Origin of the sequence: Gottschalkia purinilytica, assembly GCF_001190785.1 — a bacterium.
Classification (GTDB): Bacteria; Bacillota; Clostridia; order Tissierellales; family Gottschalkiaceae; genus Gottschalkia_A; species Gottschalkia_A purinilytica.
Genome location: NZ_LGSS01000019.1, coordinates 31,865 through 48,463, shown reverse-complemented (window position 1 = coordinate 48,463; position 16,599 = coordinate 31,865). Strand labels below are relative to the sequence as shown.

Annotated in this window: 18 protein-coding genes; 5 read left to right on the top strand and 13 right to left on the bottom strand. The window is 28.1% G+C overall.

The features are described from left to right. Positions 1 to 62: 62 nt before the first annotated feature. The 13 genes from CLPU_RS14495 to dnaA all read right to left on the bottom strand — a co-directional run bounded on the left by CLPU_RS14495 (position 63) and on the right by dnaA (position 13,623). Positions 63 to 1,658, bottom strand: coding sequence for an ABC transporter substrate-binding protein (locus CLPU_RS14495; RefSeq protein ID WP_050378537.1), 1,596 nt, complete (start codon positions 1,656 to 1,658; stop codon positions 63 to 65). A gap of 200 nt (positions 1,659 to 1,858) precedes the next feature. After that, positions 1,859 to 3,706, bottom strand: coding sequence for a TRC40/GET3/ArsA family transport-energizing ATPase (locus CLPU_RS14490; protein WP_050378535.1), 1,848 nt, complete (start codon positions 3,704 to 3,706; stop codon positions 1,859 to 1,861). 184 nt (positions 3,707 to 3,890) lie between these two features. Next, positions 3,891 to 4,199 (bottom strand): arsenite efflux transporter metallochaperone ArsD, encoded by a 309-nt coding sequence (gene arsD / locus CLPU_RS14485; protein ID WP_050378533.1) that lies wholly within the window; start codon positions 4,197 to 4,199, stop codon positions 3,891 to 3,893. A 12-nt stretch (positions 4,200 to 4,211) separates the two neighbouring features. Further along, complete coding sequence (locus tag CLPU_RS14480) at positions 4,212 to 4,613, bottom strand: arsenate reductase ArsC (RefSeq protein ID WP_050378531.1); 402 nt, start codon at positions 4,611 to 4,613, stop codon at positions 4,212 to 4,214. 11 nt (positions 4,614 to 4,624) lie between these two features. After that, positions 4,625 to 5,692, bottom strand: a complete 1,068-nt coding sequence (gene arsB, locus CLPU_RS14475) for an ACR3 family arsenite efflux transporter (RefSeq protein ID WP_050378529.1) — start codon at positions 5,690 to 5,692, stop codon at positions 4,625 to 4,627. Positions 5,693 to 5,734: 42 nt separating this feature from the next. Next, entirely contained in the window at positions 5,735 to 6,076 is a 342-nt protein-coding gene (locus CLPU_RS14470) for an ArsR/SmtB family transcription factor (protein ID WP_235436193.1), read from the bottom strand. Positions 6,077 to 6,382: 306 nt separating this feature from the next. Continuing rightward, the gene (locus tag CLPU_RS14465) at positions 6,383 to 6,844 is read right to left on the bottom strand and encodes a GNAT family N-acetyltransferase (protein ID WP_050378528.1); all 462 of its coding nucleotides are present in this window, start codon (positions 6,842 to 6,844) and stop codon (positions 6,383 to 6,385) included. A 280-nt stretch (positions 6,845 to 7,124) separates the two neighbouring features. Beyond that, on the bottom strand, positions 7,125 to 9,035 hold the full coding sequence (gyrB, locus tag CLPU_RS14460; RefSeq protein WP_050378526.1) for a DNA topoisomerase (ATP-hydrolyzing) subunit B: 1,911 nt from the start codon (positions 9,033 to 9,035) through the stop codon (positions 7,125 to 7,127). 33 nt (positions 9,036 to 9,068) lie between these two features. Continuing rightward, complete coding sequence (remB, locus tag CLPU_RS14455) at positions 9,069 to 9,368, bottom strand: extracellular matrix regulator RemB (RefSeq protein WP_050378523.1); 300 nt, start codon at positions 9,366 to 9,368, stop codon at positions 9,069 to 9,071. Between the two features lie 15 nt (positions 9,369 to 9,383). Beyond that, positions 9,384 to 10,490, bottom strand: coding sequence for a DNA replication/repair protein RecF (gene recF, locus CLPU_RS14450; protein ID WP_050378521.1), 1,107 nt, complete (start codon positions 10,488 to 10,490; stop codon positions 9,384 to 9,386). A 113-nt stretch (positions 10,491 to 10,603) separates the two neighbouring features. Continuing rightward, positions 10,604 to 10,813 (bottom strand): RNA-binding S4 domain-containing protein, encoded by a 210-nt coding sequence (locus CLPU_RS14445; RefSeq protein WP_050356385.1) that lies wholly within the window; start codon positions 10,811 to 10,813, stop codon positions 10,604 to 10,606. 138 nt (positions 10,814 to 10,951) lie between these two features. After that, positions 10,952 to 12,049 carry a DNA polymerase III subunit beta gene (gene dnaN, locus CLPU_RS14440; protein WP_050356384.1) on the bottom strand — a complete coding sequence of 366 codons (1,098 nt, stop codon included), beginning with the start codon at positions 12,047 to 12,049 and terminating at the stop codon, positions 10,952 to 10,954. 236 nt (positions 12,050 to 12,285) lie between these two features. Next, positions 12,286 to 13,623: a chromosomal replication initiator protein DnaA gene (gene dnaA / locus CLPU_RS14435; RefSeq protein ID WP_050356383.1), complete on the bottom strand. Its 1,338-nt coding sequence runs from the start codon at positions 13,621 to 13,623 to the stop codon at positions 12,286 to 12,288. A gap of 599 nt (positions 13,624 to 14,222) precedes the next feature. Here dnaA and rpmH point away from each other — a divergent pair. The 5 genes from rpmH to jag all read left to right on the top strand — a co-directional run bounded on the left by rpmH (position 14,223) and on the right by jag (position 16,391). Next, positions 14,223 to 14,357 carry a 50S ribosomal protein L34 gene (rpmH, locus tag CLPU_RS14430; RefSeq protein ID WP_050356382.1) on the top strand — a complete coding sequence of 45 codons (135 nt, stop codon included), beginning with the start codon at positions 14,223 to 14,225 and terminating at the stop codon, positions 14,355 to 14,357. Positions 14,358 to 14,418: 61 nt separating this feature from the next. Continuing rightward, a complete protein-coding gene (gene rnpA, locus CLPU_RS14425; RefSeq protein ID WP_050356381.1) occupies positions 14,419 to 14,760 on the top strand; it encodes a ribonuclease P protein component in 342 nt (113 codons plus the stop codon). 4 nt (positions 14,761 to 14,764) lie between these two features. Then, entirely contained in the window at positions 14,765 to 14,974 is a 210-nt protein-coding gene (gene yidD, locus CLPU_RS14420) for a membrane protein insertion efficiency factor YidD (protein ID WP_050356380.1), read from the top strand. Positions 14,975 to 14,989: 15 nt separating this feature from the next. Beyond that, a complete protein-coding gene (locus tag CLPU_RS14415; RefSeq protein ID WP_050356379.1) occupies positions 14,990 to 15,763 on the top strand; it encodes a YidC/Oxa1 family membrane protein insertase in 774 nt (257 codons plus the stop codon). A gap of 1 nt (position 15,764) precedes the next feature. Beyond that, complete coding sequence (gene jag, locus CLPU_RS14410; protein ID WP_050356378.1) at positions 15,765 to 16,391, top strand: RNA-binding cell elongation regulator Jag/EloR; 627 nt, start codon at positions 15,765 to 15,767, stop codon at positions 16,389 to 16,391. Positions 16,392 to 16,599 lie beyond the last annotated feature (208 nt).

Genomic DNA, 16,599 nt, shown 5'->3' with positions numbered 1-16,599 from the left:
CTGAATCTATCAATCTTTTCTTAAGATAGTAATTTTGAATTTTATTAATATTTATAATTCACTTATTTTGAGATATATAGTTTTGAAAAATCTTCAAATATATATATTGGTACTATTTTCGCCTCTTCTAATCCTTTTATTTTTTTATCTAAAGCTACAAAAAGCTTTGGATAAGCTATAGGATATATAGGTGCATCTTCTATAACTTTGGTTTGTATATCATGATATAACTTCTCTCTTTTTTCTTTATCTACCTCCACTGAAGCTTCATCCCATTTTTTATCTATATCTTTATCACTATACTGTGAAATGTTAAATTGTTGCCCTGTTTTATATACAGACTTATATGAATCTGGCTCTATTCCCATTACATATCCATTAAAGCATATGTCAAAGTCTTTATTATTTTTATCTAATATTTTTTCAATATATGAATTTTTCTCCATAGGAATAACTTCTAACTCTATTCCTATATCTTTTAATTTTTGTTGAATTATTAAAGCTGAATTTTCTTGTTTTTTAGATGAATTAATATAGGCAAGTTTTAGTTTTAGTCCTTTTTCATATCCAGCTTTTTTTATTAATTCTTTTGCTTTATCTAAATTGTATTCTACAGGCTTAACCTTATCTGAATAGTACAAAGTGTTTGAAGCCAATATAGAGTTTGCCTTATCTGCATATTCTATTGAATCATATGAACCTTTTACAATTTCTTCTTGATTTAATGCATGAGATATTGCATATCTTACATCCTTATTATTTAAAGGTTCACTATTAAACTTGAATATCATATAGTCTATCATTCCTTCATTAATAGCCTCGACATTAAATTTATCTTCTTTTTTATATTTTTCATATTCTTTAGTTGCAATGTATTGTACTGATACTTCTCCATTTTCTAAAGCAACCTTTGCAGTATTAGGATCTGGTATTATTCTAAATGCTACAGAATCTAAGTGTGGCTTACCATTATAGTAATCTTTAAAGTTATCTAGTAAAACAGATTCACCTTTTTTCCACTCTTTAAATTTAAAAGGACCTGAACCTACAGGTGTTTCATTTTTTTTACTTATAGATATATCTGTTTCACCTTCAAATATATGTTTAGGTATAGGATATATTTGTGCTATAGAATTCATAAAAGGAATTGAGATTTCTGGAAGTTTTATTTGAATTGTAGTTTCATCTATTTTAGAGTATTCTACTGGTTTCTCATTAATTATAAGCTTATCTCTTAATTTACTCTTGTGATTTTCATTTAATATAGTATCTAGTGTAAATATTAGGTCATCTGCTGTAAGTGCTTGTCCATCATGCCACTTTAAATTTTTCTTTAGCTTTATAGTATAAGTCATTCCATCTTGAGACAATTTTATATCTTCTGCTAAGTAATTTCTTGTTCCTTCTTTGTCTATTATAATCAATGGATCATATAAAGCTCTGTTTATTGTAAATGATACTCTATCTGTTGCATATAGTGGATTTAAAGTTATAGGATCGGCATCTAAACCAATAACCATTGTTCCTCCATCTTTTGACTTTGTTTCTTGTGAAACATTAACCTTCTCTTCTTTTTTATTTTTACTTTTTCCACATGCTCCTAAGCTTGTTGCTAGTACAAGTACCAGAAATATACTTAGCAGTTTTTTAAGTTTCATTATTACTCTCCCCTTTTGAACTTATTATAGAACATAATGTTATTTTTTGTTAAACAACCTAATTTTAGGTTACCCTTTATTGATTAATTTTTGAAATAGTATATTCCTATTTAACCAATATTTGGTATAGTAAATATCTATACATTAATTTAAAACACATAAAAAATAAAAAAGAAAATCCATTAATGGATTTTCTTTTTTTATTTAAATATACAATCAGCAATATCATTTATCATATCTATACCTTTTATCTCTCTATCAAACATAGGTACCTTTACCAGAGCTACATCTCTAAATATAGTTTTTATTTCATCTATATATTTTAGTTGCATATTCCTTCTATTTTTAAAGAAAGAAGTCTGTGCTTGATTTTCAGGAATTATTAGATTCGCTATTACTAGCTGAGTATTTATATCTAATGTCTCTAATTCTTTAGAAGCTCTATACGCTTCTATTATAGGTGTTTTTTCTGGATACATAACAAAAGCAAATGTTGTTGATTCTTTATCTTTCATCATTTCTATTACTTCGTCAAATCTTTCTTTTTGTTTTTTATCTTCTTCACTTAACTCTGTTGACTCTCCAGCTTTGAATTGTAACTGTTTACTCCAATCCATAGGTAATTCTAAAAGTCTTAAAGTATGACCTGTTGGAGCTGTATCAAATACTATAACTTCAAAGTCATTCCTACTAGCATATTCTATAAACTTCTGAAATGAAGCCATTTCTTCAGTACAAGGTGAATCTAGTTCTTCAGCCATTATTTTAATTGTATTTTCATCAAATTTTTCTCTAGCATCTGAAAGAACAGATTCTTTATACTCTTCTGTAACTTTCTTTTGATCTATCTTTACAGCATATAAGTTATTGATTTCATCTATTTTAGTTATTTCATCATTAACTGGCTTTTCTAATACATTTCCTATATGAGCTGCTGGATCAGTAGTCATAAGTAATGTCTTATATCCTCTGCTAGCAGTCTTTACTGCTGTTATACAAGCCATTGATGTCTTTCCTACTCCACCTTTTCCTGAAAAAAATATGTTCTTTCTTTTACCTTTTTTAGGGTAAATTAAGCTATCTTCAAATGGTTTTTCTTCTATATTTTCTTTTTTCAATATATCTTCTGAAAGACTATCTTCTGCTTCTTTATTCTTCATAACTGATATATCTATACAATCATTAAAAAGTTGTTCACTAAGTTTTATAAGCATATTTAGTCCTTTTACTTCATTATTAAGTAACTGGATAGGTTGTATATCTATATCTTTGAATATATCCATAGTCTTTTTTAAATATTTTTGTTGCATATCATATCTTTCTTTAAAAAATACATTACTTGATTCTTCCTTAGGTATAAGTCCATTTACTATTATTTTTGAAGTTTTTATACCTATTTCTTCAAGTTCTTTAGATGATCTTATAGTTTCTTCTAGAGAAGTTCCTTCTCCTTGCATTACAAAGATAAATTCTGTTTTTTCTTTATTTCTTAATTTTTCGACTGCATCATCATATTTTTTCTTATTATCTTGAATAAGTGATACTGGTCCCATACAAGTTTGGCCACTACCTTGTGAACTAGATTCTATATGTTTACTCCAATCTGCTGGTAACTCTAGTAGTCTTATAGTATGACCTGTTGGAGCTGTATCAAATACTATAATATCGTAACTATCGTCTTCCATAAAGTCTATAAACTTATCAAAAGAGGCCATTTCAACTGTACAAGGACCACTTAATTGTTCATCTACTATCTGAATCATTTCGTCATCAAAAAAATCCCTCATTGGTGCTATAGATCTTTCTTTATACTCATCTGTAGCTTTATCTGGATCAATCTCCATAGCATAAAGATTTTTAACATTATCTATTTGTGTTACTCTATGACCGATTTCTTGTTCAAATACATCTGACAAATTTGCAGCGGGATCAGTCGTAACTATTAATGTTTTTTTACCTTTACTAGCATGATACACTGCTGTTGTACAAGCCATCGATGTCTTTCCTACTCCACCTTTTCCTGAGAAAAAAATAAACTTTGTATCCATTTAAATCATCTCCTAGTGAACTACTTCTAATTTATAGAAGTGAGTAATTTGCCTATTAGTTAGTATCTTCAATAAATTAGATTTCCTTAAGCTCTAATTCTTTTCAAAATCCTATATTACTATTTTATATATCTAAAATTCTTAGATTTTACTTATCAACTTATATAATTAATATTTTAAAACTTTAGTCATTAGATAAATGTAATTCTATCTCTTCTAAAGTAGCATTTTCTCTTTCTTTCATAATCTTACCGTTGACTACTGTTACTGGAAGTATCTTTTTACCATTCTTAGTAACAAGTCTATATATTTCTTCTCTTTCTTTAAACTTTTGAGGTTGTATTGATATAGAATATCTTTCTACCTCTAAACCTGGATATTTCTTTTTAAGTGTCTCTATATCTTCCATAACCTTTACTAGTTTTTGATCAACACTTGGTCCACATATTCCTGTTGGACAGCACATTGGTGGTTCAAATAGTTCTACTATCATTTTGATTCCTCCCTAAATATAATTATTTCTTACTCTATAAATAAGATCTTTTACTTTATTCTCAATTAAATCTCTAGTTTTTCTAAATTCTTTAATAGTTCCTCCAGATGGATCTTCTAATCCCCAATCTTCCTGGCATTTACAAGGAACAAATGGACAAATAACTCCACAACCCATAGTTATTAAAATATCTACTTCTTCTGGTATATCTATTAAAAGTTTTGGGTAGTGATCATCCATAAATATTCCAACTTCTTTCATCACTTCCACTGCCAAAGGTTTAACTTCATGATATTCTTCTGTTCCTGCTGAGTAAATTTCTAAAACATCGCTACCCAAATGTTTTGCCCATCCTTCTGCCATTTGCGATCTGCATGAGTTATGAATGCATACAAAAGCTACTTTTGTCTTCATATTAAACTCCTCTATTTTTCAAACCAATGTCTTGTATTATTTGCAATTCTAACTAGAGCTAACATAAGTGGTACTTCTACTAAAACACCTACTACTGTTGCTAAAGCTGCTCCAGATTCTAAGCCAAATAGTGATATAGCAACTGCTACTGCTAATTCAAAGAAATTACTAGCTCCTATAAGTCCAGCAGGTGCCGCTATATTATGAGGTAATTTCCATGCTTTAGACCATCCATAAGCCACGATAAATATAAAGAATGTTTGTATTATAAGAGGTATAGCTATAAGTACTATGTGAAATGGATTACCTAATATAACTTCTCCTTGGAATGAAAATATAATTATTAAAGTTAAAAGTAAACCTATTATTGTGACATTATCAAATTTCTTTAGAAATACATTTTCAAAGTAATCTAATCCCTTGGATTTTATTATATATTTTCTTGAAAAATATCCTCCTGCCAAAGGTATTATGATGAATAATATAACTGATAAAAACAATGTATCATAAGGTACAGCTACATTACTAACTCCTAACAAAAACGCAACTATAGGAGTAAATGCAACTAGTAGTATAATATCATTTACTGCAACTTGAACTAATGTATAAGCAGGATCCCCTTTAGTTAAATGACTCCATACGAAAACCATTGCTGTACATGGTGCTGCTCCTAGTAAAACCGCTCCTGCTAAATATTGAGATGCTAAATCAGGAGATATTAAATTTTTAAATACTATTTTTAAAAATAAAGCTGCTATTAAATACATAGAAAATGGCTTTATAAGCCAATTAGATACGCAAGTCACTGTTAGTCCTTTTGGCTTTTTAGTAGCTTCTACTATACTAGAAAAATCAATCTTTAACATCATTGGATAAATCATAAGCCATATAAGTACAGCTACAGGAATTGAAACTTGTGCATAGGTAAATTTACTAAGGGTTTCTGGTACTGCTGGTATAAACTGTCCTATTAATACTCCAGCAATAATACAAAGTGCTACCCATATAGTTAGATATTTACCAAAGAATCCTAAAACATTCTCTTGTTGATTTTGATTTGTTTGTATTTTTTTTGACATGATGTATACCTCCTTAATATATTTTTTTAATGAAATTTAACTTTATTCTTCATCACAACAGTTATTCTTTTTAATCTTTTTACATATACAGTCTTCTTTGTATGAAGTTGAGTATTTTATAAAATCACATAATGAATCTACTTTATCTTTGTTTATAGAATAGAACATCCACTTTCCTCTTTTTTCTTTGTTAATAAGACCTGATTGTTGAAGTATTTTCATGTGATGAGATATAGTTGGCTGACTAAGATCTAAGTTATCCATTATATCGCAAGCACACATTTCTCCACATGATAATAACTCTAATATAACAAGCCTATTTGCATCTGAAAGTGCCTTAAATATTTCAACTTTTTCCTCCATTTTCTTTGTTAACTCTTCCATCGTATTCACCCCTTATATATTGATATATATAAATATATCTATGTATTTAGATTATCATTCACATTGATGACTGTCAATATGTTTTATATAAATAGTACAATCTCTATATCCTAATAATTATTTTTATATTATTTATAGTATTGTCCATTGATATTGTTTTTCTTACTTCTTTACAATCAAAAAAGAGTCCTTTTCAAAGACTCTTTCTACATTTTTCATTATTTTTAACTTTTATTTTTCTTCATTATTAAACTTTTTATTTCTATTAGTCACATTTATTATAATATTTCAATATCTTTAACTATTTTATAAATCTATACTAAGTCTTATCATGTCAACACATTCTATACCATTTTCTATAATCTTTTCTTTGTAATGTTTCTTGAAAAAATCTTTATCTACTCCATTTATACGAAATCCACATTTCTGATATAAAGCCAACTGATATAAGCTTGAATTTCCTGTTCCAATTTCTAAAGTTTTTATACCTTCTTTTCTAGCTCTATTTATTGCATCAAATATAAGTTTTTTACCTATGCCTCTTCCTTGATATCTTTCGTCTACTGCAATATTTACTATCTCTAATGTTAAAGGTCTTGTTTTTATTAATACATAGACACCTACTATCTCATTATCAATACAAGCAATATAACAACTTCCTCTATTGCAGTATTCATTAACTATTTCTTTAGAAGGATCTGCTAGTAATAATAAGTCATAAGGAACATTTTCTTTATCTTCTAGTTCTTTTATTATAATATCATCCATACTAATTTCTCCTTTTATATTTATACAAATTACTACAAAATAATCTAAGTTTCACGTGAAACATCGTTTTTTATTTTGTTTCACTAATTATCATAATAATATTTTTATCTATATACTATAATTCTATATATCATGTAATACTTAGTAATTATAGTTTTAAGTTCATAAAAAAGCAAAGGGACATCAATCTAGTTAAATTGATATCCCTTTTATATCCTTTATTAAAATTCTATACTATATTCTAAGTTACTATGATTAAACTACATTCTATAATAATACATTAAATATCTAAATTTCTTACGTATATTGCGTTCTCTTCTATAAATTCTTTTCTAGGCCTTACCTTATCTCCCATAAGAGTAGTAAATATAGCGTCAGCTTCTGCTGCATTTTCTATACTTACTTGATACATTATCCTAGTAGAAGGATCCATAGTAGTATCCCAAAGCTGTTCTGGATTCATTTCTCCTAGACCCTTATATCTTTGAATTGTATATCCTGTTTTACCTAATTCATTAAGTATTTCTTCAAGTTGTCTATCACTATATGCATATCTTTCAGTTTTACCTTTCTTTATTTTATATAAAGGAGGTTGAGCTATATATATATGTCCATGGTCTATAAGAGGCTTCATGTATCTATAGAAAAATGTTAATAAAAGAGTTCTGATATGTGCTCCATCTACATCGGCATCTGTCATTATAACTACTTTTCCATATCTTAATTTTTCTAGATCAAATTCTTCTCCTATACCACATCCAAATGCAGTAATCATAGCTTTTATTTCTTCATATCCTAATATTTTGTCTATTCTAGCTTTTTCAACATTCATTATTTTACCCTTCAAAGGTAATATTGCTTGTGTTCTTCTATCTCTTCCCTGCTTAGCAGAACCACCAGCAGAGTCCCCTTCGACTAGGAATACTTCACATTTAGCAGCATCTCTTTCTGAACAATCTGCTAATTTCCCGGGTAAAGCTAATGTTTCTAATACATTTTTTCTTCTAGTAAGTTCCCTTGCTTTTCTTGCAGCCTCTCTTGCTCTAGCTGCTCTCAAGGCTTTTTCAACTATTAGTTTTGATTCTTTAGGATTTTCCTCTAAAAATCTAGTCATAGCTTCAGCAACTACACTTTCTACAATACCTCTCATTTCACTATTTCCTAGTTTAGTTTTTGTTTGACCTTCAAATTGGGGATCAGAAAGCTTTACTGAAAGTACAGCAGTAAGACCTTCTCTTATATCTTCTCCTGATAAGTTTTCATCTTTTTCTTTTAGCATTCCACTTTTTCTTGAATACTCATTTACAACTCTAGTTAGAGAAGCTCTAAGTCCACTAAGATGAGTACCACCTTCATGTGTATTAATATTGTTAGCAAAACTATAGATATTTTCACTATAATCGCTTGTATATTGCATAGCTAGTTCTACTACAGAGTTATCTTTTTCCCCTTCAAAATATATTATACTGTTATGAATAGGATCTCTATTTTTGTTTAAATGTTCAACAAATGATTTTATTCCACCTTCATAATAGAACTCTTTTTCTTTATTAGTTCTTTCGTCTTTAAAAACTATCTTTACTTTTTTATTAAGAAAAGCTAATTCTCTTAATCTATGCTCTAAAGTTTCATATTTGAAGTCTACTTCTTCAAAGATAGTATCATCTGGTTTGAATGATACTATTGTTCCTGTATCTGATGTATCTCCAACTATCTCTAGTTTAGTTTTCGGTACACCTCTTTCAAATCTTTGTCTATGCTTTTTACCTTCTCTTCTTACCTCAACTTCTAACCATTCTGAAAGTGCATTAACTACAGATACACCAACCCCATGTAGTCCACCTGATACCTTATAAGCACCGTTATCAAACTTACCACCAGCATGAAGCACTGTAAGTACAGTTTCTACAGTAGATTTACCTGTTTTAGGATGTATTTCAACTGGTATACCAATACCATTATCTGAAACAGTAACTGATCCATCAGCATTTATATTAACCTTTATTGTATCACATCTACCAGCTAAAGCCTCATCTATACTATTATCTACAACTTCATAAACTAAGTGATGTAATCCCCTAGGTCCAGTACTTCCAATGTACATACCCGGTCTTTTTCTTACAGGCTCTAGTCCTTCTAGTACCTGTATTTGTTCTGCACCATAATTTATATTATTTTGATTTTCAGACATTTAACGTCCCCCAATCTTTGTTATTTTTTAATTCTAAGCATGTTCTATACTATCTACAAATCCAGCTCTTTTATGAAGAGTTGTTGCTGATATATTTGAACTATATATTATACTTTTTCTTGCTAATTCTGAACCATTCTTACCCTTTTCTATTCTTTCTGTGATTACATAAGACTTTATTCCCTCTTCTACTATATTGAATATGAATCCTTCTTCTTCAGCTATCTTAAAAAATTCTTTAGTTGTATCTGATTTAAAAGCAGACTCTGAATCAATAATAGCAATTACATCTTTCAAAGGAATAACAAAGTCTTTACCTAGATGAAGAAACATAAAAATACCTCCTCCTTAATACAATACGTTTCCTTGCTTTATATAAAATGTGCTTTTACTTATATCTTCAATATCATCTAAATCAATGTCATCAGTAGATGTTATTATTGTTTGGATATCCTTAAAAGTTGAAAGTAAGTATTTTCTTCTATTTATATCAAGTTCTGATAGAACATCATCTAAAAGTAAAACAGGGTATTCTCCTACTTCCATATTTATAAGTTCAACCTCTGCTAATTTAAGAGAAAGTGCAGCTGTTCTTTGCTGACCTTGTGATCCATATATTCTACAAGGCATATTATTTATAATAATATCTATATCATCTCTGTGAGGACCGTATTCTGTAGTTCCTTTTTCTATATCTTTTTCTATATTTTTGTTCAAAATTTCTTTAAACTGTTCTTTCAGCTTATCTTTATTTATATCCTTGATATTAAAAGATGGAACATATCTTACCTCTAATTCTTCGTTAGAGCCTGTCAACTTTTTATGGATTTCTTTTGATATTTTAGAAAGTGTTCTTAAAAAGTTAGTTCTACTTATGATAATCTCTGACCCTATATTAGATAATTGCTCATTCCAAATATCTATTGTCTTTAAGTTATTATTGTCAAATTGAGAACTTTTTAGAAGTTTATTCCTCTGAATAAGTATTTTATTATATTTATTTAGATTGTATTTGTATTTAGGCTTTATTTGGGAAATTTCCGTATCTAAAAAAGTTCGTCTTTCTAGTGGACCTTCCTTCACTAGTTTCAAATCTTCTGGTGAAAATATAACCACATTTAAGTTTCCTATTAGTTCTGAAACTCTATCTAGCTCAATCTTATTAATTCTAATTCTTTTAGGTTTATCTTTTTCAAATTTAATTTCTATATATTTGTTAAAGTTATCTTTTTCAACTTCAATTCCTACATAAGCTTTATCTTTTTTAATATTTATTATCTCTTTGTCTTTACTAGATCTATATGATTTGCCACTTGAGCATATATATATAGACTCTAGTAAATTAGTCTTACCTTGAGCATTATCACCTAAAAAAATATTTATTTTTTTATTAAGTTCAATTTTAAGATTATCATAGTTTCTAAAATTTATTAGTCTAATGCTCTTTACATACACAGGTAACACTCTCCTAGTAAAGTTTTCTAGCTAATACATTATATCATGTTTTGATAAGTCTTGCCGAGAATTAATATTGACCAATACAATTTTTTAATTTCATAGCATAAAAACTATTTTATAGTAAATGTATCTTGATCAGCAACTTCCACTATATCTCCTTTTCTTATCTTCTTCCCTCTTTCAAAAGTAACCTCTCCATTTACTTTTACATCACCATTCTTTATTATAAATTTACTTTCTCCACCTGTTTGTGATATACCAGCAAATTTTAAAAATTGGTCTAGCTTTATAAATTTAGTATTTATTTTAATTTCTTGCATTTTTTATTCCTCCTTAAATATAATAGACACCTAACAAATAGGTGTCTAAAACGAATAAAGATAAAAGTGTTGGTTGGTTTTAAATAAAAAAATTAATGACGCTTAAAAGTTTAAGGTTTTTTTTATATATTTTATATATTAAGCTAATCTTACTGGTAATATTAAGTAAGTATAGCTTTCGTCCTCTACAGGTTTTATGATACAAGGGTTAACATTACTTACTAAATTAAGTATTATCTCTTCACTATCTATAACTCTTATTCCATCTAGTATATATTTTGAGTTAAATGCTATTTGTATAACATTTCCTTCTAGCTCTATAGGTATCTCTTCATAAACATCACCTATCTCTGAGTTTGAAGTTATTACAAGTTTATCGTCTGATACATCAAATTTAACTAAGTTATTTTTACCTTCTCTAGCAAGTAAAGATGCTCTTTCTATACTTTCTTGTATAGACTTAGTTTTTACCTTTACTCTAGATTTATATTCATTTCTTATAATATCTTTATAATTTAAAAATTGTCCTTCTAACAGTCTTGAAGTTATAACAGTATTTCCTAAATTAAATATAATATGATTATCCGTACACGATATTTCTATATCAGAATCATCATCATCTAATATTTTATTTACTTCATTTAATGTTTTACTCGGTATTACAACTTTTATTTCTTCTTTATAGTTAACCGAAGCATTTTTTAAAGCAAGTCTATATCCATCTAATGCTACTAGAGCTGCATTTTCATTATTTATTTCTAAAAGTGCTCCTGTTAGTATTGGTCTAGTTTCATCTTGTGCCGTTGCAAATATTGTTTGTCTAATCATATTTTTTAATAAATCTTTTGGAACTTCAAAAGAATTTTTATTATCTATTTGAGGAAGCTGTGGATATTCTAAAGATGGTTGCCCAACTATATTAAACTTAGATAATCCACAAGTTATATGAACATTATTCTTTTCATCTACTTCTATATTTATTGGTAAGTTAGGTAATTTTCTTATTATATCTCCAAATATTCTTGATGTTATAACAATACTTCCTTCTTCCTCTATATTACAATCTATAGAAGTTTCTATACCTATCTCTAAATCCGTACCAGTTAAAGTTAATTTATCATTTTTTGCATATATTAAAATACCATTCAATATAGGTAATGTTGTCTTTGATGAAATTCCTTTTTGAACTATATTAACACATTTTGAAAGTTCGTTTTGATCTATAGTAAATTTCAACTGTGGATAACCTCCTTCGCTGTTTTTTCTATAAATATATTAACTAAACTTAGTAGTAATAGTAATAGTACCTGTTTATATGTGGATAAGTTATCAAGTAGCACAAAATACAACATGTTAAAGGTGTTAATAACATGTTCATATATATTATACAATTATCCACACAATTAAGCTAGAAGAAAAAAAGAAAAATATATAAACAAAGTATCAACTACTTATCAACATAGGGTTGTTAATTAATTTCCTGTGATTTCTTTAGTCAATTCTTCTATTCTTGATTTTAATTCAGAGCTTTTTTCTATATTATTAGAAATTTTTTCGTAAGCATGTATAACAGTAGTATGGTCCCTGCCTCCAAATTCTTCACCTATCTTAGGAAGGGATAAATCAGTTAACTCTCTACATAGATACATAGCTATTTGTCTAGGATAGGAAATAGCCCTTGTCCTTTTTTTAGAGTTGAAATCTTCTATTTTTACACCCATATTATTACTTACTACTTCTTTTATTAACTTTACATTTATCTCTTTAGGTTTCGTGTTAGATATTATATCTTTTAAAGCTTCAGTTGCTAAGTCTACAGTAACTTCTCTATTAGTAAGAGAAGAATAAGCTACTACTCTAATGAGAGCTCCTTCTAGTTCCCTAATGTTTGATTGAATTCTACTTGCTATATATAGAGTCACATCATTTGGAACGTCTATGTTCTCTACTTTAGCTTTTTTTCTTAATATAGCAATTCTAGTTTCTAGATCAGGTGGTTGGATATCTGCTATAAGTCCCCACTCAAATCTCGATCTTAGCCTGTCTTCTAAAGTAGGAATTTCCTTAGGAGGTCTATCACTTGAAATAATAATTTGCTTATTGGCCTCATGTAGAGCGTTGAAAGTATGGAAAAACTCTTCTTGAGTACGCTCTTTTCCTGCTATGAATTGTATATCATCCACTAGTAGTACATCTACATTTCTATATTTGTTTCTAAATTCTACGTTTCTGTCATCTCTAATTGAGTTTATAAGCTCATTGGTGAACTTTTCTGACGATACATATACTACACTGGCTTTAGGGTTTTGATTTAATATATAATGTCCTATGGCATGCATTAGATGGGTTTTACCTAGTCCAACTCCTCCATATATAAATAATGGATTATAAGCCATTGCAGGAGCTTCTGCAACTGCTAAAGAAGCGGCATGAGCAAACCTATTGCTATTACCAATAACGAAAGTATCAAAAGTATACTTTGGATTTAACTGAGATCTTGATGAATTGATATCATTAATTGGATTACTACTAGGTTGTTCAACGTCACTAGATATCTCTTCACCAGGAATTAAGAAGCTCACTTCAAAATCCGTACCAGATACTTGTTTTAATGCATTTTTTATCAAAGTTAAATATCTAGCTTCCAAGATTCCTTTGGTAAATTCATTAGGAGCACCTAAGACTATATTATTATCATTTATAGTTATAGGTTCAATTGTCTTAAGCCAAGTGTTAAAACTTACATCAGTTAGTTCACTTTTTATGAGTTTGAGAGAACTTATCCAAATTTCATCTAAATTCAAACCCATCTTTTTCCCTCCTATCTATTTAAAAAATTATAGACAGATTAATTTTTTTAAATACTTATATACAGATTTATCCACAATATAATATAATAAAATCAAATAATTTTTTAAATAATAATATTAACATAGAGAACAAAAAATATGTGGATAAAAATTAGAAAGATATGTACAAATACAATAATATGTAATTATTCACAACCATAGTAAAATATGAAATGTGAATAAATAATAGCGTTAATTAGGAAGATTATACAAAATATTATTAATATTATTAAAAGTTATACACAACATTATCCACAGAATGTTGATAAAAATATTGCTGTTAATAAATAATCCACATTGCCATATTATAATAACAGAAAAAAATATAATTATCAACAGTATTATAAAAGATATCCACATAGATAACATATTGTTGAAAAAAATATTAACATATAAAGAAATACATATTAATTACATTTTTTATATATATTTTATATATAATTTCTTGACATTAGATGGTGTTACTAATATAATCAGATATATGTCTAAGTATAATTAAATCGATAGTACGGGTGTTTTTTAATATATAAACACTGATAATTGAAGGAGGTGTACTTTAAGTGAAAAGAACTTATCAACCTAAAAAAAGACAAAGAAGTAGAGAACATGGTTTCAGAAAAAGAATGAGAACAGTATCAGGAAGAGAAATCTTAAGAAAACGTAGAAAAAAAGGCAGAAAAAAATTGTCAGCATAAGGCCGCATTAATGTGGCCTTTTTATTCAATTTAAGGGTTTCTTAAAAGGAGTATTCTAAAAATGGAAAAGAAACAAAGATTGAAGAGTAATAGAGAGTTTAGGAGAGTGTACGACACAGGGAAATCATTTGCAAATAAATACTTGGTTCTTTTTTTTGTTAAAAATGACTTATCTTATAATAGAGTGGGATTTGCCACTACTAAAAAATTAGGAAATAGTGTAGTTAGAAGTAAATTTAAGAGAAGGTTAAGAGAGGCATATAGACTTAACCAAAACAAGATAGGACAAGGGTATGATATGATTTTTTTATCTAGGGCAAATGCTAAAGATATAGACTATAAAGCAGTAGAGAGTGCTGTATTACATCTTGTCAAAATATCTGGATTATTAAAAAAGGACTAATAGTATGAGAACTATAGCTGTGGCTATTATAAAGTTTTATCAAAGATTTATTTCTCCTATGAAACCAAAATCTTGTAGATTTTATCCTACGTGTTCTGAATACTCTATTCAGGCTATAAATAAATATGGAATAATAAAAGGCGGTTTTATGAGCCTAAAAAGAATTTTAAAGTGTAACCCATTTAACCCAGGAGGACATGATCCTTTAAAATAGAGAGGGGGCTACCGAATGATAGATTTATTTGCAAAACCACTAGGTCTTTTACTTAAATTTGTATATGATACATCTGTAAGTATAGGCTTAGACTTTAAGTATTTATCGGCTTATGCTGTTGCTATAATTGTAGCTACAATTATATTTAAGTTACTATTATTACCACTCAACATTAAACAAGCCAAATCTATGAAAAATCTTCAAGTTGTACAACCAAAGCTACAGGAATTACAGAAAAAATATAAGAATGATCCTCAGACTTTAAATGAAAAAACACTTGAATTATATAAACAATATAATGTAAATCCATTAGGAGGATGTTTACCGCTGTTAATTCAATTTCCTATCCTTATCGCATACTTTAGAGTTATGCAACAACCTGTAAAATATGTATTTGGAAATCAAGCTTTATTTGATCAAATAAATAAAGCATTTCTTTGGATAAAGGATATAGCTCTTCAACCTACAGCGATAGTTAATGGAGTTTCTAATGATTTACAGATAGCTGGAATTACTATACCAATTATAGCTATATTATCGGCACTTACAACTTATTTATCTAGTAAAATGATGTCAGCACAGAATCAACAAGGATCTTCAGGACAAAATCAGCAAGCTCAAGCTACTCAGAAGACAATGACTATAGTTATGCCTATAATGTTCTTAGTCTTTGGATATACTTATCCTGTAGGATTTACTCTATATTGGACAGTATCCAATATATTCCAAATAGTACAACAGTATTTTACTAATAAGACTATAGTAAACCTTAAGGGGGAATCTAGTTAAGATGAAGTCTGTAGTTAAAACAGCTAAGACTGTTGAAGATGCTATAAATTTGGCATTGGCTGAACTAGGTGTAGAGAGAGAAGATATAAGTATAGAAATCCTTGAAGAGCCGGCTAAAAGATTTTTTGGACTTATGGGAAATAAGGATGCTAAAATAAAAGTTACAGTAACAAATGATCCTATAACTTTATCAGAGAAATTCTTAAAAGAAGTATTTGAAAAAATGAATATAAAAGCTGATGCTAATATAAATAGAGATGGACAAGATCTCTTCGTAGATATAATAAACATAAATAGTGTAGACAAAGGAATTATAATAGGGAAAAGAGGAATTACGTTAGATTCTTTACAGTATTTATTAAGCTTAATGATAAATAAAAATAGAGAAAAATACATTAGAGTTCTGATAGATACAGAGAATTATAGAGAAAAGAGAGAAGAGACTTTAATAAAATTAGCAAAAAAACTTGCTAGAACTGTTAAAACATCAAGAAGACCTATAAGACTAGAACCTATGAATCCATATGAAAGAAGAATAATTCATTCAGCTTTACAAAATGATTCTGGTATAGTGACTTATAGTGAAGGTGAAGAACCGTTTAGGAGAATTGTAATACAAGCTAAATAATACGAAATAAAAAAGTCTAGTATGAAAAAATACTAGACTTTTTATTTATCAATTTATATTTAGCATATATCAAATAAGTTTTTAAAATGAGTATTTAAAGTTAATTCATTTTTATATGTTGATTTATTAGAAGCTTAGATTCACTTTATAAATATAGGTAAATTACAAATTTTTATATCTAACCTGTGAATTATAGAAATGTTATTAA

Excerpts from the sequence above, each read along its gene's own strand:
- CLPU_RS14495 (WP_050378537.1), bottom strand. The coding sequence starts at position 1,658 with ATGAAACTTAAAAAACTGCTAAGTATATTTCTGGTACTTGTACTAGCA.
- CLPU_RS14490 (WP_050378535.1), bottom strand. The coding sequence starts at position 3,706 with ATGGATACAAAGTTTATTTTTTTCTCAGGAAAAGGTGGAGTAGGAAAG.
- arsD (WP_050378533.1), bottom strand. The coding sequence starts at position 4,199 with ATGATAGTAGAACTATTTGAACCACCAATGTGCTGTCCAACAGGAATA.
- CLPU_RS14480 (WP_050378531.1), bottom strand. The coding sequence starts at position 4,613 with ATGAAGACAAAAGTAGCTTTTGTATGCATTCATAACTCATGCAGATCG.
- arsB (WP_050378529.1), bottom strand. The coding sequence starts at position 5,692 with ATGTCAAAAAAAATACAAACAAATCAAAATCAACAAGAGAATGTTTTA.
- CLPU_RS14470 (WP_235436193.1), bottom strand. The coding sequence starts at position 6,076 with ATGGAAGAGTTAACAAAGAAAATGGAGGAAAAAGTTGAAATATTTAAG.
- CLPU_RS14465 (WP_050378528.1), bottom strand. The coding sequence starts at position 6,844 with ATGGATGATATTATAATAAAAGAACTAGAAGATAAAGAAAATGTTCCT.
- gyrB (WP_050378526.1), bottom strand. The coding sequence starts at position 9,035 with ATGTCTGAAAATCAAAATAATATAAATTATGGTGCAGAACAAATACAG.
- remB (WP_050378523.1), bottom strand. The coding sequence starts at position 9,368 with ATGTTTCTTCATCTAGGTAAAGACTTTGTTATTCCTTTGAAAGATGTA.
- CLPU_RS14445 (WP_050356385.1), bottom strand. The coding sequence starts at position 10,813 with ATGCAAGAAATTAAAATAAATACTAAATTTATAAAGCTAGACCAATTT.
- dnaA (WP_050356383.1), bottom strand. The coding sequence starts at position 13,623 with ATGGGTTTGAATTTAGATGAAATTTGGATAAGTTCTCTCAAACTCATA.
- rnpA (WP_050356381.1), top strand. The coding sequence starts at position 14,419 with ATGGAAAAGAAACAAAGATTGAAGAGTAATAGAGAGTTTAGGAGAGTG.
- yidD (WP_050356380.1), top strand. The coding sequence starts at position 14,765 with ATGAGAACTATAGCTGTGGCTATTATAAAGTTTTATCAAAGATTTATT.
- CLPU_RS14415 (WP_050356379.1), top strand. The coding sequence starts at position 14,990 with ATGATAGATTTATTTGCAAAACCACTAGGTCTTTTACTTAAATTTGTA.
- jag (WP_050356378.1), top strand. The coding sequence starts at position 15,765 with ATGAAGTCTGTAGTTAAAACAGCTAAGACTGTTGAAGATGCTATAAAT.